The sequence below is a fragment of the Embleya sp. NPDC008237 genome, assembly GCF_042956465.1.
Taxonomy (GTDB): Bacteria; Actinomycetota; Actinomycetes; order Streptomycetales; family Streptomycetaceae; genus Embleya.
Genome location: NZ_JBIBGL010000022.1, coordinates 34809 through 57597 on the forward strand (window position 1 = coordinate 34809; position 22789 = coordinate 57597).

Here is a 22789-nt window from a genome sequence, read left to right on the forward strand (position 1 = left end):
GCTTCTTCCCGACTCCGTCGGGGCGCACGCGGGCGCCGCACAGCGTGCGCTCCCAAAGTCGCCCCCGGTGTCCCCTTGTCGCCCATCTGCGCCTCCCGCGCGCCCTGCCGCCAGTGTCCTTCCGCTCGGATCCTGAAAGGTGCCCATGACTGCGGTCTTGCCAGTCTGCTGCCTTCGTGCGCTCGTCGGGCGGCACGAGCACTACGACAACGCTGGAGCGCGACCGGCCCTGGACGGCCGGTTCGCTCCGGCCATTCCCCGGAGTCACAGCACCGCGATCGTCAATAGGACGGACCGCCATGTCCGCATCAGAGCGTGAACCGATCGCGATCATCGGCATCGGTTGCCGGTTCCCCGGCCGTGTGGAGAGCGCGGCAGGGCTGTGGGATCTGGCGGCCGCGGGTCGACAGACGGCGGGCCCGGTGCCGATGGACCGGTGGGATGCCGGAAAGCTGGCGGCCCTGCACGACCCGGAGTCGGCGACGCGAGCAGGGCACGGCTGCTTCCTGGAGGGGGACGTGTGGGCATGGGACCCCGGGGCCTTCTCCGTCGCGCCGATGGAACAACGTTGGGTGGACCCGCAGTTCCGGGTGCTGATGGAGGTGGCCTGGCAGGCCGTCGAGCATGCCGGGGTGCCGATGGATACGATGCGTGGCTCGCGCACCGGCGTGTACATGGGCACCTACGCGCCGGACAACCTCTTCCGAGAGGCCCGACCGGTCGAGGACGCTCCCAACAGTCCCTATCTGTTCGGAAACTTCACCGCCGGCGCGGCGGGCCGGGTGGCGTTCTCGATGGATCTGCGCGGCCCGGTGATGGTGGTCAGCACACACTGCTCCTCGGGTCTCGTGGCCCTGGACAGCGCGTGCGGGGCACTCACGTTGGGCGAGTGCGACACCGCGCTGGCCGGGGCGGTGCTGCTGATGCTCTCGCCCGAGACGCACTACTACGAAGCCCCCTTGTTGTTGTCTGCGGCCGGCGGGTGCTTCGCCTTCGATTCGCGGGCCGACGGCTACGTACGGGGCGAGGGCGCAGGCGTGCTCGTCCTGAAACGGTTGGCCGACGCCCGGCGCAGCGGGGACCGGGTGCTGGCCGTCATTCGGGGCAGCGCGGTCAACAACGACGGTCAGGCCGGCCGCCTCACCGCGCCCTCCGCCCGGATGCAGGAGCGATTGTTCCGCGAGGCGGTCGCCCAGGCGGGGATCGACCCGGGCGAGGTCGGGCTGGTGGAGGCCCACGGTCCGGGGACCATGGTCGGCGATCCGATCGAGTACACCTCTGTCAACGCCGTCTACGGACGCGGCCGGGGCCGGTGCGCCCTGGGTTCCATAAAGACGAATATCGGACACTCGGAACCCGTGTCGGGTATCGCGGGAGCCATCAAAGCCGTGGAGTCCCTACGCCGCGCGGCCATCCCACCCAACGCCACCTTCGAGGAATGGAATCCCGCCATTTCGCGGGACGAGGGCTCCCGGCTCTTCGTGCCGACCGAGCTCACTCGCTGGCCGGTGGACGGTGCGGTGCGGCTGGCGGCCGTGTGCTCGTACGGTGTGACCGGCACCAACGCCCATGTGGTGTTGGAATCCGCCCCCGTTCCGCATCCCCGATCCTGCGAGCCCGCGCCCGTCGCGGGGCGGGCCGGGTTGTTCGCGGTGTCGGGCAATTCTTCGCAGTCCCTGGCCCGTGCCGCCTCTCGCCTCGTCGCCTGGGCCGAGGGCCCCGGCGCGCACACGAAGCCGCTGGACGTGGCACATACCCTGGCCCAGCGACGTTCGCACGCGGAGCACCGGCTGGCGGTCGTCGCGCGGGATCACCGGCAACTGGCGTCTCGTGCCCGCGCTTTCGTGGCCCAGGAGGCAATGGACGGGGTGGTCTGGGGTTCACCACTGCTGCCGCCCGAGCACTCGGGTCCGGTATTCGTCTTCACCGGTCAGGGTTCACAGCGGCCCGGCATGTGCCGAGGGCTGCTGGCGAGCGAGCCGGTGTTCGCCACGGCCATCGACGAGCTGGAGCCACTGATCGAGGCGGAGGCCGGATTCTCGCTGCGCGAAATGGTCGAACATTCCGAGCGGTTGGTCGGGTTGCAGCGTATCCAGCCCGTGCTCTTCGGCGTCCAGGTGGCGCTCGCCGCGGTCTGGCGGTCCTGGGGGATCGAACCCCGCGCCGTGATCGGCCAGTCCCTGGGCGAGGTCGCCGCCATGGTGGTTGCGGGCGGCCTGCATCCGCGCGACGGTGTGAAGGTGATCTGCCGCCGCTCCGCGCTGCTGGCCACGATCTCCGGCGGGACCATGGCCTCCGTGATGCTCGGCGCCGATCGGGTTCGGGCGGCGCTCGACGCGGCGGGAGCGGATGGAGTGAGCCTGGGAGTGCTGACCTCGCCCGGCATCACGGTCGTCTCCGGCGACGCCGCGCAGATCGCCTCCCTGGTGCAGCGGTGGGAGGCGGACGCGGTGGTGGCGAAGTTGATCGACGTGGAGGTCGCCTCGCACTCCTCGCAGGTCGATCCCATTCTCGCCGCACTGCACACGGCACTTGCCGATGTGCCCGAGGCCCGCCCGCGGATCCCCTTCTATTCCACCGTGTCGCCCGACCCGCTGGAACCGGGCGTCGTGGACAGCGCGTACTGGGTGCGCAACCAGCGTGATCCGGTGCGCTTCCACACGGCCGTCTCCGCCGCGCTCGCAGCCGGACACCGGCTGTTCGTCGAGTGCACCGCCCACCCCCTCGCGGTACGCCCGATCCTGGACGTCGCCGGGGCGGACGGGGCTTTCGATACCGTCGCTGTCGGCAGCCTGCGACAGGGCACGGACGACCAGGACGCGTTTCTGGGCAACCTCGGCGCCCTGCACGCGGCCGGCTACGACGGCATCGATTTCGGCACCCACTACCGCGACGGAAACCTCGTCGACGTGCCCGTCACCGACTGGCATCGCACCCGCCACGGTGGTGACGAGCCCGCCTACCGTCTGGTCGCTCCCGCGCTGCCGGGAGCGACCCAGCACCCCTTGCTGGGCGGCCACGTCCGCGACCCGGACGCCCCCGCACGCCACTTGTGGCAGACCCCGTTAGGGCCGCGACTGCTGCCCTGGCTCGCGGACCACGCGGTGGCCGACGTGCCGGTGCTGCCCGGCACCGGCATGGTGGAGATGATGCTGGCCGCCGGCGCCCGCACGTTCGGCACGGATCGGATCGCTGCCTCGGACGTGCGCATGCTGAGCCCGCTCGTGCTCGATTCCGAGCCGCAGGTCACCACCCGGCTGATCCACGACGCCGACAACGGCACCGCGTTCGTCGAGATCCTGACCACCGGCGACGACGGCGTCACCGTGCACGCCGGCGGCACCGTGCGGCCACTGCCCGAACACGATCGGCCCGCGCCGCTGACCGCGACCGAGTCGGATCCCCAACGGTGGCGCGACAGCGACGTCGCCGCGCTCCACCGCACCTTCCGCGACCGGCACAACGTCTTCCACGGCCCGGCCTTCTCGGCGATCGACCGCATCCGAGTGCACCCCACCGAAGACCTGGCCCTGTCCACACTGCACACCCACGACAGCGCCCGGGTCTCCGCGTGGACGATGTCCCTGCACCCGGCCCTCGCCGACCAGGTGGTACAGACCGCCGTCTCGGCGTGGCTCGCCCATTACACCCTCGCCCCGGGCCCGGTGGTGGTCGCGGGATTCGACGAAGTACGAGTCTACGGACCGACGGCCCACACCCGCACGGCCGCCATCCGAGTACACACCGCGGACGATCTGGGGTGTACGGCCTCCGCCCGGCTGGCCACCGCGGACGGCACTGTCGTCGCCGTGATCAGCGGCCTGCGCGTCGCCAACGTCACCCCGCCCGAAGAACGATTCACCGCCCGGCTCCTCCACCAGGCACAGGTTCTTGCCTCCACACCCGCGGAGCGATCCCGCGCCACCGACGGCACCTGGACCGTACTCACCACAGACGAGAGCGTCTGGCCCGCCGAACTCGCCCGGGAACTGGGGAAGCAGACGGCGGGTTGTCGTCTGCTTCCCCTCGCCGCCGCCCTCGCCGACCCGGCCGCACCGGCCCCCTGCACGGGAGTCGCCCTGGCCGTGGGCGACGAGCAAGGGGGCCCGGCCGCCGAGGCCGCCCGCATCCTGGTCTCCCGAACTGTCGCTCTCGTACGCCGGCTCACCTCGTGGGACCCCCCGCCCCGGCTGTGGATCCTGAACGGCGCGGGCCGCATGTCGACGGCTGCCGCCGCCATCCGCGGACTGCTCCGCTCCGTGGCCTACGAGCATCCCGAACTCAGCGCCGGCACCGTGGACTTCACGGCGGACGGGGCCTCGTACACCGGCGTCGTCGACGAACTGCTCGACACGCGGCAAGCGCTCACGGAGATCACACTGTCCCCCGCCGGACGCCACATCACGCAGGTACTCGCCGGCCCCGGCCGCACCGCCACCGCTCCGAGGACCCAACCGCCGATACGGCCCGGCGCGGCCTACCTCGTCACCGGGGGATCGGGCGGCCTCGGCCTGCTCACGGTCGAATGGCTCGCAAGGAGCGGAGCGAGCCGGATCGTCATCAGCGGACGTTCCGCACCCTCCACCGACACCGAAGCCCGTCTGCACACCCTGCGCACGGCGGGCACCGACGTCACGATCGTCCGCGGTGACATCGGCGATCCCACCGTGGCCGCCCGGGCACTCGCGGCGGCCGGCGGCACGGGCCACGCGCTGCGCGGCGTCTTCCACGCCGCCGGAGTCGTGGCGGACGCCACCCTCACCAACCTCGACGACGAAACCCTCGCACGGGTCTGGCGCGGCAAGGCCGAGGGCGCCTGGGTCCTTCATCGGGCCACCGCGGAGACGGAACTCGACCACTTCGTCCTCTACTCCTCCGTCGCCTCCTTGATCGGCGCCCCCGGACAGGCCGCCTACGCCGCGGCCAACGCCTTCCTCGACGGCCTGGTGACCCTGCGCCTCGACCACGGCCTACCCGCCACCGGCATCCACTGGGGTGCGTGGAGCGAGGTCGGCCGCGGACAACACCTGGCGGACCGAGGCTTCCTCACCATCAGCCCCGCCGACGGCATCGACGCCCTGGAGCGCATCCTGGCTGCCGGCCACCGGCACGTCGCCTACTCACCGCTGGACATCGCCCGATGGATCGCGCCCTACCCGGCCCTGCGCTCCTCCACCCTCCTCGCCCCACTCCTGGCCGGCGAGGAAACCGACGACGACACCACCGCGGTACGCGACCGACTCCTGACCGCCGACGGCATCGCGGAACGTCGGGAAATCCTGGAGTCGTTCATCACCGAGACCGTCCGCGAACTACTCGGCGGCACCAGCCGCCACATCGGCCCGCACACCAGCATGGTCATCCTCGGCCTGGACTCCCTCGGCGCCGTCCAGTTGCAGCAGCGCCTCCAACAGGCCCTGGGCTTCGCACTCAAACCCGGCGTCATCTGGGTCAAACCCAGCGCCGCCGCCCTCACCGACACGCTCCTCGACGCCATGGGGCTGCGCGTCACCCCGGAGGGCCACTGACATGACACACCGGGCGACCCCGGCCGACGCCGAACGCACTCCCTCGGGCAGTCGCCGGCTTCCCACCGCACTTTCCTGGCGCTCCGCCGTGCTGCGCTGGGCCGCCTTCGGCCTGTTCTGCCTGGTCTTCCAAGCCGTGGTCTTCACACGCTGGATCCTCGGAGGCGACGCCCACGCGCATCGAGCCGGGGACTACACCATTCCCCGCACCATGAAGATCGCCACCCACGTGGGCCAAGTCAGCGCCACCCTGCTGTTCCTCGTGGCAGCGGCGGCACTGTGGCGAGAATGCCGCGCCCAGGGCCGCGTCACCCTGAACGCCGCCGTGTTCGTAGGCTTCTGCTTCTCCTTCTGGAGCAACCCCTACGTGAGCAACTTCCACTACGCGGCCGGAAACAACCGCTACGACCTCAACGTCGACACCTGGGGGCCGTATCTCCCCGGCTGGCAGGGCGACACACCCGCCATCGAGTCGTACCTCATGGAAATCGCCTACCCCGTGATGCTGCTGTGGATCGTCATCGCACTGGCCGTCGCGCGCCTTCTGATCCGCCGGCGGCCACACTGGAGCCGACGACGCACCCTCGCCACGACCATCGGGGCGATGCTGGTGTGCGAACCACTCCTGACCGGCGTCTACCAGCGACTCGGCGGATTCGCCTATCCACGCGCGCTACCCGGGCACCTCACCCTCTTCGAGGGAAACTGGTACCAACTGCCCCTCACCTCCACACTCGCCGTGGTCGGCTTCTTCGTCGCACCGGTTCTGGCCATGGCCCTGCACTCCGAACAAGACCGCGAAGTCCACCTCTTCCGCGGCACCGCACAACTCGCCCCGCAGGCGCGGCCCTGGGCCAGGCTGCTGGCCGGAGTCGGCTTCATGAACGTCTGCACCCTGGGCTTCCAGGTCACCATGGCTCTCGCCTCGTTGGTCAGCCATCCGATCGACCTGCCCGACTGGTGGGACCGGCCGGCCCCATGACATCAAAGGTCAGGAGCTCCCATGAAGCCCTGTCGTCGGCGCCGTCTCCACCGCCCGACAGGCCACGAACACGCCGTCGTCATCGGCGCGGGCATAGCCGGACTCCTGACCGCACGGGTCCTCACCGAAAGCTTCACGCGCGTGACCATCATCGAACGCGACCGCCTCGGCCCCCTCCCCCTGCCTCGCAAAGGCGTTCCCCAAGGACGACACGCACACGCGCTACAGGCCCGCGGACTGCAGGCGTTCGAGGAACTCCTGCCGGGAATCCGGCAGGAATTGGCCGCGGCAGGCGCACCACCGGTGGACTTCTGCCGCGACGGCCGACTGTACCTCCCGTCCGGCTCACCACCACCGCAGGATTCCGGCATCCACATCCAGCCGGTCAGTCGCCCCCTCCTGGAAGCAATCGTTCGCGAACACGTCCTACGGACACCCGACATCCGCCTGAGAGACGCGTGCACGGTCGTCGGGCTGACAACAATCGACGGCGGACGGACGGTGACCGGCGTCCGCCTACGGCCCCGCAGCATCCGGCGCGACATCGATACCGAGGTCACCAACCAAGAGGCCGACCTGGTGGTGGATGCCTCCGGACGCGGCTCGCACCTGCCCGACTGGCTCACCGCACTCGGGCTGCCGCACGTCGCCGAGTCCGTCGTCGACGCCGAAGTCGGCTACGCCACACGCGTCTACCACACCACCACACCCTCAGGGTGGCGCGCGATCTTCGAACTCCCGCAGCCGCCCGCCGACCGGCGCGGCGTCTTCGCTCTGCGCGTCGAAAACGACCTGCTGATCGTCACTCTCCAGGGCGCCGCGGGTGACCACCCACCCACCGACGACGGCGGCTTCGACGCGTTCATCAAGTCGCTGTCCTGCGACCTGCACGAAACCGTCCGGCACTCGCGGCCCCAAAGCACAGCCGTGCGCTACGCCCGAACGGCGAATCTCCGCCGCCGATACGACCGCCTGCCCCGATGGCCCGACGGCTTGATGGTGCTCGGCGACGCCGCCTGTACCCTCAACCCGGTCTACGCCCAGGGCATGACGGTCGCAGCCCTGGAAGCCCTGGCGCTACGCGAACTGCTCACACGCCGGCACAGGCGTCCGTCGGCCGGCATCGCCGGCGAGTTCCAACGACGAGTGGCCCGCGTCACCGTCTGGCCCTGGGTCATCGCGACCCTCCCCGACCGCGCCTGGCAGGATGAGCGCCCGCCCCTGCCTTTCCGCCTCGGTCTGTGGTATCTCGACCGGTGGCAGCGACACGTCCCCACCGATCCTCGCATGTTCCACGACATCGCCCGGATCACCAACATGACCGGCAGCCCCCTCCTGCTCTTCCACCCCAGACACGTGACGCACATGGCCATCACCACTTTGCGGAGAACGCGGCGAGCCCCGGGCCCATGACGCGATCGGACTCGCGACGGAAGCGCGCACGAGGTGACGTCCCCGCTCGACTGCCCACACCCACTCCCGATGGCCCTGATGTCCGGCCTTTTCGAAAGAGCGCGAAATCCCCTTCCCAAGGCCGGTGTTCCGCCCGTCCGGCGACGGTCGTGTCAGGTGCCTACAGGGCCGGGAGCGCCCGAGCCCTCGCCCACCGGGTAACGACACCTGCGGGGCGGCGCGGCTGGGGAAAGTCGTGGACTTGGGCGCGGTGGCGATCTAGCGTCGGGTGATCACGGGCGCCCGGACGGGTGCCGGATTCCGGAAGTGCGGGGAGAGCATGAGCGGCGGCAAGACGCAGGACACCGGGGCGGCTGCGGCGGACGACACCGGTTCGGCGCCGGTCACGTTCGTGACCGGCGGGTCGAGCGGCATCGGGGCCGAGACGGTGCGGCGGCTGCTGGCCGCCGGGCACCGGGTGGCGGCGACCGGGCGCAGCGAGGCGAAGCTGGCGGCGTTGGCCGATCAGGCGGACAGGCTGGGCACCGGCGGCCGTCTGCTGACATTCGCGGGCGACGCGGCGGATTGGGACGAGGTGTCCGCGGCGGTCGGGGAAACCGTGCGGGTGTTCGGCCGGTTGGACAACGCGATCGCAAACGCCGGGTTCGCGGTGGACGGGAACATCGAGACGGGTGACCCCGCGCAGTGGCGGGACATGGTGCTGACGAACGTGTTGGGCCCGGCGCTGCTCGTGCGGGCGGCACTGCCCGCGTTGAAGGAGTCGCAAGGCCGGATCGTGCTGGTCGGCAGTGTGGCGGGGTTCAAGAACACGCCCGGGAACATGTACTCGGCGACGAAGTGGGCGGTCACCGGTCTCGCGGAGAACGTGCGCATGCTGGTGACCGGTTACGGCGTCGGCACGACGTTGATCGCGCCGGGGCGGGTGCTGACGCCGTTCTGGGACGAGCGTCCGGGCGGGGCCGCGGCAGCCGGTCCGATGATCTCGGCGGAGCAGTTGGTGGACTCGGTGATGTGGGCGATCGGGCAGCCTGCGGGCGTGGACGTGAACACGCTGGTGGTACGGCCGATCGGCCAGCCGAACTGATCGAATCGACGCTGGGGCGTGTCTTCGACTCGCGCCGGGGCCGCGACCCGTGGCGCGCAGACTCGCGGCGTTACGGACCCTCGCACGGCCGAAGCCAGGCCCAGCCGCGGGCACGCGCCTTACGGTCGCACGCGCCACGGCTTACTCGACCGAGCTCGAAGACACGCCCTGGGCCCCCGCCCGCCACCCCCGCAAAAGCCTCCAACGCCGCGACCTTCCCCTCCCTCGATCCCGTCGGGGCCCGGAGCCGACCGGTGGGTCGCCTCCGACTACCGGCAGCACAGCAGTCTGGCCGGGGACGGGCCGGAGGCGTTGCGTCGGTTGGTGGCGGGTCTGCCGGAGGGTTTCATTGCGAGGGTGCCCGGGTGATCGCCGACGGTGATCCGGTCGCGCTGCACGGCACCCACCACGGTTTCGGGCCCGACCCGAAGACGGGGTCGCACGCGTCGCACGGCGTCCCGGCCGCGTGGATCCGCACGAGCCGGCCCAGAAGGCCGGTGAGTTCGACCGGTTCGCGTCGCCCGGGCCGACTCGCGTGGATCTCACGGATGACGTTGGTCCGGCCGGTGCAGCCCCAGGCGCGGTGGGCGTAGTCGAGCGCGGCGAGCAGCACCCCCGCGGCGGTGGGCCGGCCCGCCCGCAGCGCGAGCGAGGTCAAGACGGTGCGGTCGACGTCGCGGCCGTCGAACTCCAGGCGTCCGCAACCGCACGGGGCCAGGCGGCGCACGACGGCCTCGGTGTCGATCCGGTCCCGCCCCTCGCGATCGCCACGGTTGACGAACGCGTACTCGATCGCGCGGTCGTACGCGTCGATCAGGTCGAGTTCGGTGCGCGCGTCGTCACCGGCGACGGGTTCGTGGGCCACGGCGGGGACTTCCCTTCGGATCCGAGCACACCCGAGGTGTGCGTCGCCTCGTCCAACGAGATCCCCGAGCGTGGGGAAACCGCCCACACGGGTGCCTCGCGGATCCGTTCCGCGCCCCGGCTATTCGACGCCCCTGCGGGCGAACGGATCGCGGCCGGGCGTCGGACGCCCCGCATCGATGTCGTCGTCGCGGTCCCGGTCGTCTTCGGGCTCGGGCCACCGGCCGAAGGTCCCGGCGCCGCCCGGGACCCACGCCGAGCCCGCCCGGACCCTTCACGCGGTGCGGATACGGGCGGGATCAGACCCGAGTCCTTCCGTCGAGCACCTGCCGCCCGGGCCGGCGACGTCCTTGTTCCCTCCCCGGCCCGGGATACGACAGCGCATCGCCGGCGCCGAACGGCACTTCGCCGCCCCCTGTGCACGGTGGTGTCCTACCTTCCTGAGGTCGGGAATCGATGGGTCGGCGGGCGGCGAGGCCGGTTGCCGAAACGGCGGGCAGGTGGGCCGCAGTGGTACGCGACGCCGTCAAACGGCGGGCAGGGCGCCTGCGGCGAGCTCGCCGCCCTTGAGCACGGCCAGCGGCGGCCGATCCGCGAGGGCGCCGATGTCGGCGATCGGGTCGCCGTCCAGCACGAGCAGGTCGGCGAGCCTGCCTGCCTCGATGGTGCCCAAATCATCGCCGCGGCGGGCGAGTTGCGCGCCGTTGCGGGTGGCCCAGCCGATGACTTCGAGGGGTGAGATGCCGGCGTGCTCGGTGTAGAGGCGGAATTCGCGGCCGTAGAGGCCGTGGCCGAAGCCGACCGCGCCGTAGTCGTCCCCGAGGACAAATTTGACGCCTGCGGCCTGGGCCTTGGGGATCTCCCGGTACATGTGCGCGAGGTCGGCGCGGATCGCGTCCGCGGCGAAGCCGAGCCCGTCGCCCATCATGTCGAGGAAGTGCTTGGGGAAGTGCAGGGACGGGACGACGAACGCGCCGGTCTCGACCAGTGCGGCGATGATCTCGTCGTCCATCTCGTCGCAGTGGTCGACGATGTCGATGCCCAGTTCGAGAGCCATCATGATGGCCGGCTTGTTGACCAGGTGCGCGCGGATCAGCGCGCCGCGTGCGTGCGCCGTCTCGATCGCCGCGGCGAGTTCGTCGCGCGTCATCTCGATGCGGTTCTTCGGCGCCGTGGTGCCGTGGCCGCCGGTGACGAACAGCTTGATCACCTCGGCGCCGCGCTTGATCTCCTCACGCACCCCGAGGCGGAACCCGTCCGCCCCGTCGCACAACCGCACCGCTCCGGGCGCCGGCATCCCCCAGTGCCACGGCACACCGTCATTCGCGTGGCCGGTCGTCGACAGTTCCCGCCCCGAGGGCCAGAACCGCGGGCCCGGGATCAGGCCGTCCTCGATCGCACGCTTGACACCGCCCTCGACCTCGTTCGACGCGCCCGCGCCGACCACCCCGGTGTAGCCGTGCTCCAGCGCCGTCCGGAGGTTCTTCGCGGCGATCAGCGCCTGGTAGGCGGGCGGGTACTCGTTGCCGTACGGCACGTTCGGCCGCGACCCCAGCTCGTGGTACGTCGCGTGGAAATGGCACGTGAACATCCCTGGCATGACGGTCTTCCCCGCCAGGTCCACCACTCGGTCACCGTCGACCGGGCGGGGTGCTTGGGCGTCGTGGCCGACGTGGGTGATGCGGCCGTCCTCGACCACAATGGTGTGGTTGGCGGCCGGGCCGTGGATTCCGTCCAGCACGGTGGCGTGGGTCAGGATGAGTCGGCTCATGTGTGTACTCGTTTCATGATGCGAAGGTCGTCACGGGGGTCGATCGCCCGAGTCGGCTCACGGCTCGAGGATGATCTTGATGGCTTCGGCGGACGGGTCGGCGGCACGGGCGAACGCCTCGGCCGCGTCGTCGAGTCCGTACCTGTGGGTCACCAACGCCTCGGCCAGACGCGGGGTGTCACGCAGGACTTCGACGGCGGTGGCGAACTCCTCGACGCCCTGGTGGTGTCCGTAGGTGACCGCCGGGATGATGCCGATCTCCTTCATCTGGACCGCGACGCTCATCGTCACGGGAGTCCAGAACGTCCCCAGGAGTCCCAGCGTGCCACCTGGGCGGGTGTGTTCGACGGCGACGAGGCGTCGACCACCACGCGGTCGGCCATGCCGCCGTCGAGTGTCACCCCGTACAAACGTTCACCGCCGGTGCGACACCACTGGCGGTGTCCCGACGTGCACAGGTCGCAGGCACCGCAGGGCGCCTGCGGGCGTACCGCGACCGGTGTGCCGTCGGCGAGCGTCCCGGCGAACGCGTGCCCGAGCGTCGCCCCCGCCATCCCGGCGGTGACCATGTGCGGGTCGCTTCCACATATCGCGGTGGAGACCACGTCGACGAGCACGTTGTCGGTGGAGTCGCCCGCCGCCTCGGGTTCGGGGACGCGGACGACCCGGGCGCCTTCGTCGGTGTTGCGTACTGCGCGCATCCCGGGGTCCTCCTCTTGCCTGGTCACGAGCATGGGCGTGGGCGTGGCCGACCGGTGTGGGCGGCCGGTGTTCGAGGTCGGCGGGAAGCGGTATGCCGCCGGCCGGTGGTTCAAAGGCCGTCCACCGGGCGCACCGGGTCGCGGCCGTCCCAGTCCCGGGCCGCGTCGCGGATGGTGGCGAAGAAGTCCCGGTACAAGGCGGTTTCGATGACCTCGGCGACGGTGCCGCCGTGCGCCTCCGTCGGGAAGTACGCGAAACGTGTGCCGGGGCCGCCGGAGTCGCCGTTGTGGTACGGCGTGACACCGGCGTCCGCGAAACGCCGGACGTGCGCGTCGTAGGCCGCCTCGCCTTCCTCGACGAAGTGCCCCAGGTGATGCAGGCCTTCCCCGCGCTGCTGCAGGAAGTCCGCGTACGCACTGGGGGCTTCGGGGTTGAGCTGCTGGATCAGTTCGATCTGCAGATCGCCCGAATACGCCAACGCCACGCCGATCCGGACGGGCGTGCGCTCGCCCAGATAGTAGATGTTCGGGATCGCCGCCTCGGCGAAGGAAAAGAACGGCCCGACGCCGAGGTTCTCCGTCCAGTGCCGCATCGCGGCGCGCAGGTCGGTCACGACATAGCCCAGCTGGTCGACGGTACCGAGCAAGGGGGTCACAACATCCTCCGTCGGTCGAGGTCTCGCATCGCAGCGAGCCGCGCGCCCCCGGCGTCGGCTACGCACGCGGCGCCGGCATCAGTGAATGGGCAACGGCACCGCATATATCTCCCATAGATATGTACCATAGATATATGCCAGATAGGTCAGAGGAGCAAGACCCGATGCAGAAGTCCGCCGAGCCATCGCAACTCACTGCCACCGCCCGGACCGCGCTCGGCTTCATCGCCATGCAGCCGCGCACCGGCTACGACATCAAACAGGCCACCGGGCACATCGTCGACACGTTCTGGGGAGTGAGCTATGCCCAGCTGTACCCCCAGCTCAAGAACCTCCAGGCGCTCGGCCTGATCGAAGCCGACGCGGTCACCGGACCGCGCGGCCAGACCGTCTGGCGCATCACCGACGAAGGCCGCCGGGTGCTGTTCCGGTGGCTCGGCGACCCGCCCACTCCGCCCCAACTGCGCGACGAGGCACTGCTGAAGATCCTTTTCGCCGAGGCCCTCAGCCCCGAGGACCTCCTGCCGCTGATCGCCGCCAAGCGTCGCGAATTCGAAGGCTGGCTGGCCTTGAACGGCGGCACCTCGGCAGTCAGCCTCCTGCTGCGGGAATACGCCGTCGGCCAGGCGCGGGCCGGACTCGCCTGGTGTGACGCGGTGGAGAAGCACATCACCGGTGCCTGACGCCGAAGGCGTAGGTCCGCAGGCCGGGCCCCGTGCCGCGCACCGCCGAAGAGACCGCACCCGACTCGGCGAGCCGTCGGCATCGTCCTGCTCGACGGCGCGCCGGGCGGGTGCGGGGCCGCGAGTGTGCCGTCGCGCTCGTGCGCGTCGCCCGGCAACGGCGGCGCGGTCACGGTGCGGTCGATGGGCGCGGCTACGCCATGAGCGTGCCGCCGTTGAGGTTGATGGTCTGGCCGGTGATCCAGGATGCCTCCTCCGAGACCAGGTACACCGTCAGTGCTCCGGCATCGTCCGGGCTGCCGATGCGCCGGACGGGGATGGTCGACGCCAGGGCTGCCGACTCCGGCGGTTCCGGTTGCCCGTCGGCGACCAATCCCAGCGCGATGGTGTTGGCGGTGACGCCCTGTCCCGCCGGTTCCAGGGCCAGGTGGCGGATGAAACCCGCCGCTCCGGCTTGGGCGGCGCCGTAGGTGGACACGCCGATGGGCAGCCCTGTGGCTCCGGCCTCCGATCCGATCGCCACCACCCGGCCTCCCGCAACCCCGACCTCGCCGCCCTCCTCCCCGCAACGGCCCACCGACTACACGAACTCCCGGGCCAACCCCACGACCACGGCCCCGACTTCCTGGAAGGCGACACCGGAACCCTCCTCGCCCTCCACACCACCACCCCGGCGCGAGGTCGTGCCGCACTGCCCGTGTGTACCGGTCGAGGCACTACCGCTACCGGCCGTTCGCGCCGCGTCGCATACTCGGCTCGGGCGGTCGGCGCGCGGTGACCACGGCGAGGGTGGTGTCGTCGCGGACGGGGCTCCCGGGGCCGAGGGTGTCGCGTAGGATCACGGCCGCGATCACGGTCGGATCGCGGTGCTCGATGTCCGGGTCGTCGGGGACGTGCCAGCGGCTGGGGAGGCCGTCGCTGTGCAGGATCAGCGTCGACTCGCCGGTCCACGGCCGGTGTTGGGGTGCCGGCGGGCGGGTGTGGCGGTAGGCGCCGACGACGCCCGGTCGCGACACGAGGTGGTCCCAGCCCTGTGGGGTCCGGATACGGGCGCCGACGTTGCCCACTCCGGCGAAGGTGAGCCGGCCCGAGGTCGCGTCGATGCGGGCGATGGCGATGGCGGCGCCGCGTGTGCCGCGCAGCGCGGTGTCCAGGGTCTCCAGCAGGTCGTGGGGGGCGAGTTCGGGATGGCGGTGCAGCACGCGCACCGCGACGTCGGTTGCCTCGGCTGCGGGCGGGCCGTGGCCCAGGCCGTCGGCGAGCATCACGGTCGAACTGTCGGCGGTGGCGGTGTGGCTCCATGCGTCGCCGGAGTGCGGGGCCCCGGCCAGGGGAACGTGCAGCCCTCCGACGTGGGCGATCGGCAGGCTCGGGGCCGTGTCGTTGTCCGGTCGGGGACCCAGGCGGGCGAGGGCCACTGTTCCGTGGCCGGGTCCGGGGTGGAGGTCGAAGGAGTCGGACAGGCGGCGACAGGTGCCCAGTCCGATGCCCAGCGAGCCGGACGAGGAGAATCCGTCGCCGGTGGCGGCGGTGATGTCTGCGATCCCGGGGCCGTGGTCCAGGGCGAGGATTTGCACGGTACCGGGTTCGCCGGCGTGCCGCGGTGCGGCGCCGTGCGGAAGGCTTTCGATCAGGACGCGTCCGCCGCCCGCGTGCTTGAGGAGGTTGGTGACCAGTTCGGATGCCACCAGCACGGCGCGGTCGGAGATCGGCGAGGCGAGTCCGGCGGCCGCGGCGGCTCGCTCGGTGGCCACGCGGACGTCGCGGATGCGGGTCGAGTCGTGGACGGGGATGTCCCATACTCGGGTCACTACGGCCCCACCAGGGGCGCGTTCGTCGAGGCGGCCCAGCTCACGACGGTGACGGTGGTGCCCTGCCCGGGCACGGTGTCGAGGGCGAACTCGTGGACCAGGCGGCGCGATCCGCCCAGGCCCAGGCCGAGTCCCCCGGCGGTGGTCCAGCCGTCGGTCATGGCGAGTTCCACGTCGGGGATGCCGGGGCCGGTGTCGGCGAAGCGCAGTCGCAGACCCGCCGTGGCACCCCGCGCGACATGAGCGACCTCTACGCTCCCGCCTCCGCCGTGGACGAGGGTGTTGCGCGCCAACTCGCCGGCCGCGGTGACCAGTTTCGTTTGTTCGACGAGGCCGAAACCGACGTGAGCGGCCGCCTCGCGGACGCGTTGGCGTACCAGCGCCACGTCCGGATCGGATCGCACGTGCAACAACACCGTTCCGGCTTCGTTCACGATGCCGTCCTCGAGGAACGCGTCACGCCGCGCGCCGATCCCGTACGCGCCTCCCCCGCCGGGTCCAGGGACGCGAGGGCGTCCTCGACGGTCAGGGCGGTACGCAAGCCCGGAAGGTTCAGGCCGAGTTCCACCAGGGTGATCGCGACCGCCGGGCGGATGCCCGCGATCACCGTGTCGGCCGCCATGAGCCTCGCGCAGGCGGCGGTGTCGGCCAGGACTCGGGCGAGGAAGGAGTCGAGGATCTCGGCGGCGCCGACGTCGATGATCACGCCGCCGGCGGTGCCGGCGGCGACCACGGCGGCGACATCCTCCGCGAGTACGGTGGCACCGTGGTCGTCCAGGTCGTCCGGGAGCGTCACCACGAGCACCCCGCGCACGGTCGCGACCGGGATCCGGACAGCGCGCGGTGATCCGGGGGCGCCCGTCACAGGCCCCGTGTTTCCGCACCGACGACGCCGGCAAGCGGGGTGCCCGCCCGATTCAGAGCCAGGGCCAGCGCGTCCGCCAGCGTGGTGCGTGTGGTGATGCCACCCAGGTCGATGCCCAGTTGCACGATGGTCTGGGCGATCGCGGGACGAATTCCGGAGATGATGCATTCGGCACCCATGAGCCGGGCCGCGGCCACGGTCTTGATCAGGTGTTGGGCCACCAGCGAGTCCACGGTGGGCACGCCCGTGATGTCGAGGATCGCGGTGGCCGCGCGGTGGGCGACGATCGCGTCGAGCAGGTTTTCCATCACCACCTGGCTCCGGGCGCTGTCCAGAGTGCCGATCAGCGGCACCGCCACCACGCGCTCCCACAGCTTGATCACCGGCGTGGCCAACTCCGACAGTTGAAGGCGTTGGCGGGCTATCAGATCCTGCCCCTCGACCAGCGCCGTCTCCATCACCACCAGGCGCAGCGTGCCGAGAAGGTCGAGCAGGCAGATCACGGCCGCGTGTCGCAGTTCGGCGTCCTCGTCCCGCAGTTCGGCGTTCAGCATCTCCAGGATGGGGGCTTCAACGCGGCCACCTCGCCGGCCACCTGACCGGGCGTTCGTCCCGCGCGCCCGCGCAGGGCCGCCATCCTGCCCAGCTGTTCGCGGACGGCGTCGAACCCGGGTGCCTCCACGTCCTCGGTGCGCCCGGTCACCGCGACTGCGGCCAGGGCGTCGACCACGGCTCGGCACGCCTCGACCGCCTCCTCCCGGGCTGCGGTGAAGACGGTCCGAAACAGCGACAGGTCGGCCCAACGTTGCGCCAACTGTTCACGGCGTTGTTCCAGAAACACCGTGACGAGCTTGGTCGCCGCCCCGTTGGCCTGCGCGTGCGTCATGTTCGACTCCTCGTCCCGTCCGTCGATCACGGGTCGAAGCGCGCGCACCGATCCGATGACGCATGTCTATCGGCAACAGTTGTCATGCGTCAATAATTCGATACGCTTCGCGCCGGGGTGTCGGGCGGGTCACGGCGCCCCGGCGGCGCGGGCCATCGACCCCGCCACCGGATCCGCGCGCTCATGGCCCGGTGAGACCACCGGACGAAAGGAGGCGGCATGGGACAGCGGCCGATATCGGGTCGAATGCCTCAGGCGGTTCGCACATGGGGGCGGAGCGGGACTTCCGCGGCCTCGTCCGCGACGAGGAGCGCGGCGTCCCACAGGGATTCGAGCCCCTTCAGCAGCATCGCCCGGGATTCGACCGGCATGCGCGCGATGACGACCGCCAATTCCCGTTCGCGGCGGGCCCGCAGGTCGGCCAGGAAGGCGTGGCCCCGTCGGCTCAGCCGCAATTGCAGTTCGCGACGACTGCTGGCGCTGGGCAGGCGCTCGACGAAACCCACCGCCTGCAGGCGGTCACACAGGCGACTCGTCGAGGAGGGCGTGGACCGCAGGCCGTCGGCCAGCGTGCGCAGGTTGATTCCGTCGTGCTGCTCGAGCAGGAACAGCGCGCGCAGTTGCGAGGCGGAGACGGGGGCCGTGGACGCACGCCCCAACAGCACCTCGAGCAGTTCTGCCGCCGCGGTCGTCACGCGCGCGGTCTCGTCCGAATGTTCGTGCCGAGGGGAGGTAGCCACGCTCACCGCCTTACTCTGACGTCCCACCACGAGTGCCGCCGGTCCCAGGGCCGCGCCGCAACCACAATAGACGCTATAAAAGCGGTTGATCCGACAGACGGTGTGGGCCGTTCCGCGGACACGCATGAGGGCGTCATCCCGCGTCCACCCGCAGAGAACGGCTGAACAAGACTGTGAATGGCTACGAAGAGGCCGAACGCGCGTTGCGTGCCGCGCCCCCGCACGACCTGCTCGACGCGCTCCGCCGCGTGCTGACCAGGCACTACCGGGCGCAATCCGTCGAGCTACTGATGGCCGACTACGGCTTGACCGTCCTGCAACCGGTGTCCGTGCTGCCGTACACCACCGAACCCCTCTCCGTGCACAACAGCCCCCAGGGCCGAGCCTTCGGCGCGCAGGAGCCCGTCCACGAGGAACAGGACCAGGCCACCGTCGTGCACTTCCCGGTGACCGTCCGCGGCGACCGCCTCGGCGTGCTCACCGTCGCCCTGCCCACCGACGCCTGCTCGGCGACGGTCCGGGCCGAGCTCGCCGACATCGCCGAGATGCTCGCCCACGCGGTGACCGTCGCCGAGCGCGACACCGACCTCTACCTCCAGGCCCGGCGCAAGGATCGCCTGACCCTGGCGGCCGAGATGCAGTGGCAACTCCTGCCGGGACGAGCCTGCAGCCGCGACGAGTACGCCATCGGCGCCCAACTCGAACCCGCCTACGCCGTGCACGGCGACAACTTCGACTGGTCCGCCACCGCCGACCACCTCGTCCTGACGGTGACCAACGGCATGGGCGAGGGCATCGACGCCGCCCTCCTCACCAACCTCACCATCAACGCCCTGCGCAACGCCCGACGCGCCGGCATCCCCATCGCCGACCAGGCCGCCCTGGCCGATCAGGCCGTCTTCGCCCAGCACCAGGGCAACGCCTACCTGTCCGTCCTGCTGCTGGACTTCGAACTGGCCACCGGACGGGTCCAGGTGGTCGACGCCGGCTCCCCGCGCCTGCTGCTCCTGCGCGACGGGGCCGTGGCACCGGTCGACTTCGACGCGCAACTGCCCCTGGGCATGTTCGAGGAGACCGACTACACGGCGCAGGAGTTTTACGTCAGGCCCGGCGATCGCCTCGTGTTCGTCAGCGACGGCGTCCACGCGGTCGCCTCACCGGCCGGCGAAGCCTACGGCGACCGCGCGTTGGCCCGAGCGATCAACGCCACCCGTCTCCTGCCGCCCGCCGAGATGCCGCGCGCGGTCCTGCGCGAACTCACCGGCCACCGCGGACGGCCCGTCCCCGACGACGACGCCCTGATCGTCTGCCTGGACTGGTACGGCAGGCCCGCCGATCGTCCCGCCCTCTCGGATCCCGACCCGCACCAGGGCCGACCCACCCCCCTCGACGCACCGCCTCGCGATCCGCAGTGAGCGCACGCCTCGGCACTCGGACCGGTCGAGGACGCCCGATCGCGTCGAGGACATCAAGTCGGGCGCCGGACTCCACCGTCGGACCGGGAACCGCCTATCGCCTCTTCGGCGCACGCGATTCACACGCCGGTTCCGGCAGCGCGACCGCCACCGCGGGGGCGCTGCGCCCGGGGCCGTGACGCCGTGCATCGCCCACGCGGTCGTCGGGGCGCGGTCGAGCACCTCGGCGACGACACGGCCCCGGACCGGCGCGGGCGTCTCGTCCCGCCCGACGGGTCCGGTCCGGGGCTCCGCCGGGAGGGCGGCCCGCACTCTGCTCAGGTGCGGCCGGGCGGGTGAACGGCGGACGCGGCCGCATCGAACGCGCGGAGCCCGCGAACCAGTTCGACGCGGCTCTCGACGGGCATCGTCTCCAACACCTCGAGCAGGTCCGCACGGCGGCGTTCGGCGACCTCGTCCAACAGGCGCAGCCCCGCCCCGGTCACCGCCAGCATCACCTCGCGCCGGTTCGCCGGCGCGCGGATTCGTTCCAACAGCCCGGCGGCCGCGAGCCGGTCGCACAACCGACTCGCGGCGGGCAGGGCAGCGCCCATCTCCACCGCCAGGCGGGTCAGGTTGATCCCCGGCAGCTTGTCGACCGCCTGCAGAGCCCGCAACTGGGAGGGCGACAGCCGGGGCGAGACCGTCTCCGGGGAGCGCGACCACAACCGCACCAGGGCGCGCGCCGCATCGGCCACCGTCGCGGCGGCCGCACGCGCCTCGCCGTCCGATCCGAGAACGTCCATGCCTGGGCTCAACCCGCGCCGCGCGCTATGAAAGCGCACCCGGCCCGCCACCGATCACGCTCCCGGGCCTCCTGCCGGACTCTCCGCCCGGCCCTTCCTTCCTCGGCCCACCCTCCCGCCGCACTGCTCGAAGGCTCGCCGGACGGGGCCGGAACATCGGTGCGGTGGTCCACAGAGGTATCTCTTCCGATCGGACACTGCGTCGGTCGTACTTGTGGGTACCCAGCCCGGCCCGGCACGAACGGGGAACATCGGGACCGCGTCGATTGCCCCGGGAGGACGCCCCTCCCCGTGCGACGTGCCGAAGACGACGTGCATCGCCGCCGGTTCACCGGCCGCCGTCCACCTCAGCGCACGACGGGCACCGCCGTCCCGGGTGCCTTGGTCCGCCGAACGTCCGAGGCTGCACGCGCGAAGCCGGGCTCGGAACCGGCGACCTCGAACCGCACGGCCATCAGGGCCCGATCGTCCGGCCACGACCCGTCCCGGCCGTCGACCAGAAGACGACACAACATGTCCGGCGCCATGTCGTGGGTGTCCGCGACGAGAGCGGACAGCAACGCGAACCCCTCGTCCAACGACTGCCCGCGTCGCTCGATAAGGCCGTCGGTGTAGAGCAACAGCGTGGACCCCCGCTCGATCTCCACCTCTCCGCAGGGTCCGGGCACGACCCCGGGCAGGCCCAGCAGGGGCACCCGCCCCGGCAGCAGACGCGGGGCACCGCCGGGGGGAAGCAGCAGGGGTGGCATGTGGCCGGCGTTGGTGTAGCGCAGCAGCCCGCGCGCCGGGTCGTAGACCAGGTAGCACGCGGTGGCCGTGCGCTCGGGCAGGTACGCGCAGATGAAGGCGTTCACCTCGGCCATCACCTCCGGCGGCCTGTCCCCCACCCGCAGCGCGGCGGCCCGCAGGACGCTGCGCAGTTGCGCCATCTCGGTGGCCTCGGTCAGTCCGTGTCCGGCGACGTCCCCGATCGCCATGCCGATCCGCCCCTGCGGCAGGCGGAACAGGTCGTACCAGTCGCCGCCGACCGCCACCTGGTCCGCGCCGGCGGCGTAGCGCGCGGCGACCGTCAACTCGGGCAGTGGGGGCAGATCCGGCAGCAGACTGAGCTGCAGGCGCTGCGCCAGTCGGTGCTCGTGCTCGTACAGACCGGCCCGCGAGAGGGCCTGGGCGATCTGACGGGCCATCACCTCCACGTGCGCCGCTTCGTCCGGCGGCAGTACTGCCTCGAGTTCCAGCCGCAGGATCCCCAAGGGTTCGGGACGATGTCCGGTGAGCGTCAACAGCAACACGTGCGGGGCGTCCGCCGAGGGCGGGCCGTCGGTTCGGGCGTCGGGATGGGGTGAGTTCAGGACTTCCAGGTTGCCCGGTTCGTCGAGATCGAGCCACGGCTCGTCCGTCGCCGAGGCGGCCTCGCCGCTCTCGCGAAGGGGCAATAGGCGGTGCAGGTGCAGACCCAGGGTCGCCGAGCGCACACCGATCAGGCTCGGCGCGTCCTCGCGCACCACCTGCGCGACCTCCCGCAGGGAGACCGCGGCGGCGAGCACCGCGGACAGCGCGTACAACCGGCGCAACCGCTCGTCCGCGCGCCCCTCCAGGGGAGCGAACTCCGAGGCGGCGACGCGCACGACGACGTCGCCCCCGGCGGACGTGCGATGTCCCAGACAAGTCCTGGGTCCGACGAGCGCGCCATCGGAACGGAAGGTCAACGTGTCCGGCACCGGCTCCGCGGTCGAGCGCCAGTGCCGCAGACACCGCCCCACCTCGGCGTCCGGGTCGAGAACCAGGGACGCGAGCGTCCGGCCGGCGGCGCCCGCCCCCAGTAGTGTCGTGGTGGCGGCGTTGACCGCGCGCACCCGCCCCGTGCCGTCGACGAGCAGCAGGGGTTCCCCCACCCACCGCGCGGCCCCTGCGAACGCCCCAAGTGCCTCCATCACCCAGTCCCTTCGCTCGACAAACTATTGCACCTCGGCAACAGTAGTCGGTCGCGTCATGGACTGACGCGTGGCCCGGATCACAAGCTGCGGCGTCGGACGGCCCGACCACCCGCGCAACGGGGAGCACCGGCCCGGCGACCCGTACCCCGCTGTCCTTCGACGATCTGATCACCACCGCAACGGACCCGAGGTCGCCGACCGCCGAGCCGGACCCCCAGTCCGGCTCGCCACCCCGACCGCAGTCGCCCCGCCGTCCCGGCTCACCGAGCACGCGAAAGCCCACGTCAGGAGAACGCGGCAGGCACCGCGGCTGCGGCCGGAACGAAGCCGCGACGCAGGACCGTTACGCCCGGCCGCGTGCGCTCGCAAGACCTTCGTCGAGCAGACCATTCACCACAGCGGCGCCTGCGAACACCCCTCCGGCGGCTTGTCGAGCACCCTCTGTCGTAAGGCGCCCTGCCGGACAGCTGATACAGGTGCTGCCCGGGATGATGAACCCGAGCGACGACACATCGACCACGACATCGCCCCGTTCGACACCCCGGTGTGCGTCCAGCGCGGAGCGGACGTGAGCGCAATTATCCAGGTCGACCTCGCCGAGAAGCCGCACACGCGGTGGAGGTGAGGTCCGCTCCACACGAAGCACACCGTCGTCGTAGTCAACACTC

General features: G+C 71.3%; 18 protein-coding genes and 1 pseudogene. 6 read left to right on the plus strand and 13 right to left on the minus strand.

Annotated elements, in window-relative coordinates:
• The first annotated feature begins 299 nt into the window (after window positions 1-299).
• From ACFZBU_RS40880 to ACFZBU_RS40895, 4 genes are all read left to right on the plus strand, one after another.
• Window positions 300-5528 carry an SDR family NAD(P)-dependent oxidoreductase gene (locus ACFZBU_RS40880; protein WP_391588854.1) on the plus strand — a complete coding sequence of 1743 codons (5229 nt, stop codon included), beginning with the start codon at window positions 300-302 and terminating at the stop codon, window positions 5526-5528.
• A 1-nt stretch (window position 5529) separates the two neighbouring features.
• Window positions 5530-6510 (plus strand): spirocyclase AveC family protein, encoded by a 981-nt coding sequence (locus ACFZBU_RS40885; RefSeq protein ID WP_391588855.1) that lies wholly within the window; start codon window positions 5530-5532, stop codon window positions 6508-6510.
• Window positions 6511-6531: 21 nt separating this feature from the next.
• A complete protein-coding gene (locus ACFZBU_RS40890) occupies window positions 6532-7923 on the plus strand; it encodes an FAD-dependent oxidoreductase (RefSeq protein ID WP_391588856.1) in 1392 nt (463 codons plus the stop codon).
• A gap of 319 nt (window positions 7924-8242) precedes the next feature.
• Entirely contained in the window at window positions 8243-9007 is a 765-nt protein-coding gene (locus tag ACFZBU_RS40895; protein WP_391588857.1) for an SDR family oxidoreductase, read from the plus strand.
• A gap of 346 nt (window positions 9008-9353) precedes the next feature.
• Here the strand turns inward: ACFZBU_RS40895 and ACFZBU_RS40900 are convergent, their stop codons facing one another.
• From ACFZBU_RS40900 to ACFZBU_RS40920, 5 genes are all read right to left on the minus strand, one after another.
• Entirely contained in the window at window positions 9354-9872 is a 519-nt protein-coding gene (locus tag ACFZBU_RS40900) for a hypothetical protein (RefSeq protein WP_391588858.1), read from the minus strand.
• Between the two features lie 525 nt (window positions 9873-10397).
• Complete coding sequence (locus ACFZBU_RS40905; RefSeq protein ID WP_391588859.1) at window positions 10398-11642, minus strand: amidohydrolase family protein; 1245 nt, start codon at window positions 11640-11642, stop codon at window positions 10398-10400.
• Between the two features lie 57 nt (window positions 11643-11699).
• Window positions 11700-11927: a hypothetical protein gene (locus tag ACFZBU_RS40910; protein WP_391588860.1), complete on the minus strand. Its 228-nt coding sequence runs from the start codon at window positions 11925-11927 to the stop codon at window positions 11700-11702.
• Between the two features lie 2 nt (window positions 11928-11929).
• Window positions 11930-12343, minus strand: a complete 414-nt coding sequence (locus ACFZBU_RS40915; RefSeq protein ID WP_391588861.1) for an alcohol dehydrogenase catalytic domain-containing protein — start codon at window positions 12341-12343, stop codon at window positions 11930-11932.
• Between the two features lie 110 nt (window positions 12344-12453).
• Window positions 12454-12999, minus strand: coding sequence for a VOC family protein (locus ACFZBU_RS40920; protein ID WP_391588862.1), 546 nt, complete (start codon window positions 12997-12999; stop codon window positions 12454-12456).
• A 134-nt stretch (window positions 13000-13133) separates the two neighbouring features.
• On the opposite strand from ACFZBU_RS40920, the gene ACFZBU_RS40925 reads away from it, so the two are divergent.
• Window positions 13134-13682: a PadR family transcriptional regulator gene (locus tag ACFZBU_RS40925; protein WP_391588863.1), complete on the plus strand. Its 549-nt coding sequence runs from the start codon at window positions 13134-13136 to the stop codon at window positions 13680-13682.
• A 193-nt stretch (window positions 13683-13875) separates the two neighbouring features.
• Here ACFZBU_RS40925 and ACFZBU_RS40930 read toward each other — a convergent pair whose 3' ends face one another.
• From ACFZBU_RS40930 to ACFZBU_RS40955, 6 genes and pseudogenes are all read right to left on the minus strand, one after another.
• Entirely contained in the window at window positions 13876-14259 is a 384-nt protein-coding gene (locus tag ACFZBU_RS40930) for an SDR family oxidoreductase (protein WP_391588864.1), read from the minus strand.
• 145 nt (window positions 14260-14404) lie between these two features.
• Window positions 14405-15493 carry a SpoIIE family protein phosphatase gene (locus tag ACFZBU_RS40935; RefSeq protein ID WP_391588865.1) on the minus strand — a complete coding sequence of 363 codons (1089 nt, stop codon included), beginning with the start codon at window positions 15491-15493 and terminating at the stop codon, window positions 14405-14407.
• On the minus strand, window positions 15493-15930 hold the full coding sequence (locus tag ACFZBU_RS40940; protein WP_391588948.1) for an anti-sigma regulatory factor: 438 nt from the start codon (window positions 15928-15930) through the stop codon (window positions 15493-15495). Before ACFZBU_RS40940 ends, ACFZBU_RS40935 begins: the two co-directional genes overlap by 1 nt.
• Entirely contained in the window at window positions 15924-16307 is a 384-nt protein-coding gene (locus ACFZBU_RS40945) for an STAS domain-containing protein (protein WP_391588866.1), read from the minus strand. Before ACFZBU_RS40945 ends, ACFZBU_RS40940 begins: the two co-directional genes overlap by 7 nt.
• 47 nt (window positions 16308-16354) lie before the next feature.
• Window positions 16355-17244: pseudogene (locus ACFZBU_RS40950) on the minus strand (STAS domain-containing protein).
• 251 nt (window positions 17245-17495) lie between these two features.
• Window positions 17496-17939 (minus strand): MarR family transcriptional regulator, encoded by a 444-nt coding sequence (locus ACFZBU_RS40955; RefSeq protein WP_391588949.1) that lies wholly within the window; start codon window positions 17937-17939, stop codon window positions 17496-17498.
• A gap of 218 nt (window positions 17940-18157) precedes the next feature.
• Between ACFZBU_RS40955 and ACFZBU_RS40960 the strand changes: the two genes are divergently transcribed.
• Complete coding sequence (locus ACFZBU_RS40960) at window positions 18158-19399, plus strand: PP2C family protein-serine/threonine phosphatase (protein WP_391588867.1); 1242 nt, start codon at window positions 18158-18160, stop codon at window positions 19397-19399.
• Window positions 19400-19716: 317 nt separating this feature from the next.
• Here the strand turns inward: ACFZBU_RS40960 and ACFZBU_RS40965 are convergent, their stop codons facing one another.
• Both ACFZBU_RS40965 and ACFZBU_RS40970 read right to left on the minus strand, forming a co-directional pair.
• Complete coding sequence (locus tag ACFZBU_RS40965) at window positions 19717-20184, minus strand: MarR family winged helix-turn-helix transcriptional regulator (RefSeq protein WP_391588868.1); 468 nt, start codon at window positions 20182-20184, stop codon at window positions 19717-19719.
• Between the two features lie 347 nt (window positions 20185-20531).
• Window positions 20532-22079, minus strand: a complete 1548-nt coding sequence (locus tag ACFZBU_RS40970; protein ID WP_391588869.1) for a PP2C family protein-serine/threonine phosphatase — start codon at window positions 22077-22079, stop codon at window positions 20532-20534.
• Window positions 22080-22789: the final 710 nt, after the last annotated feature.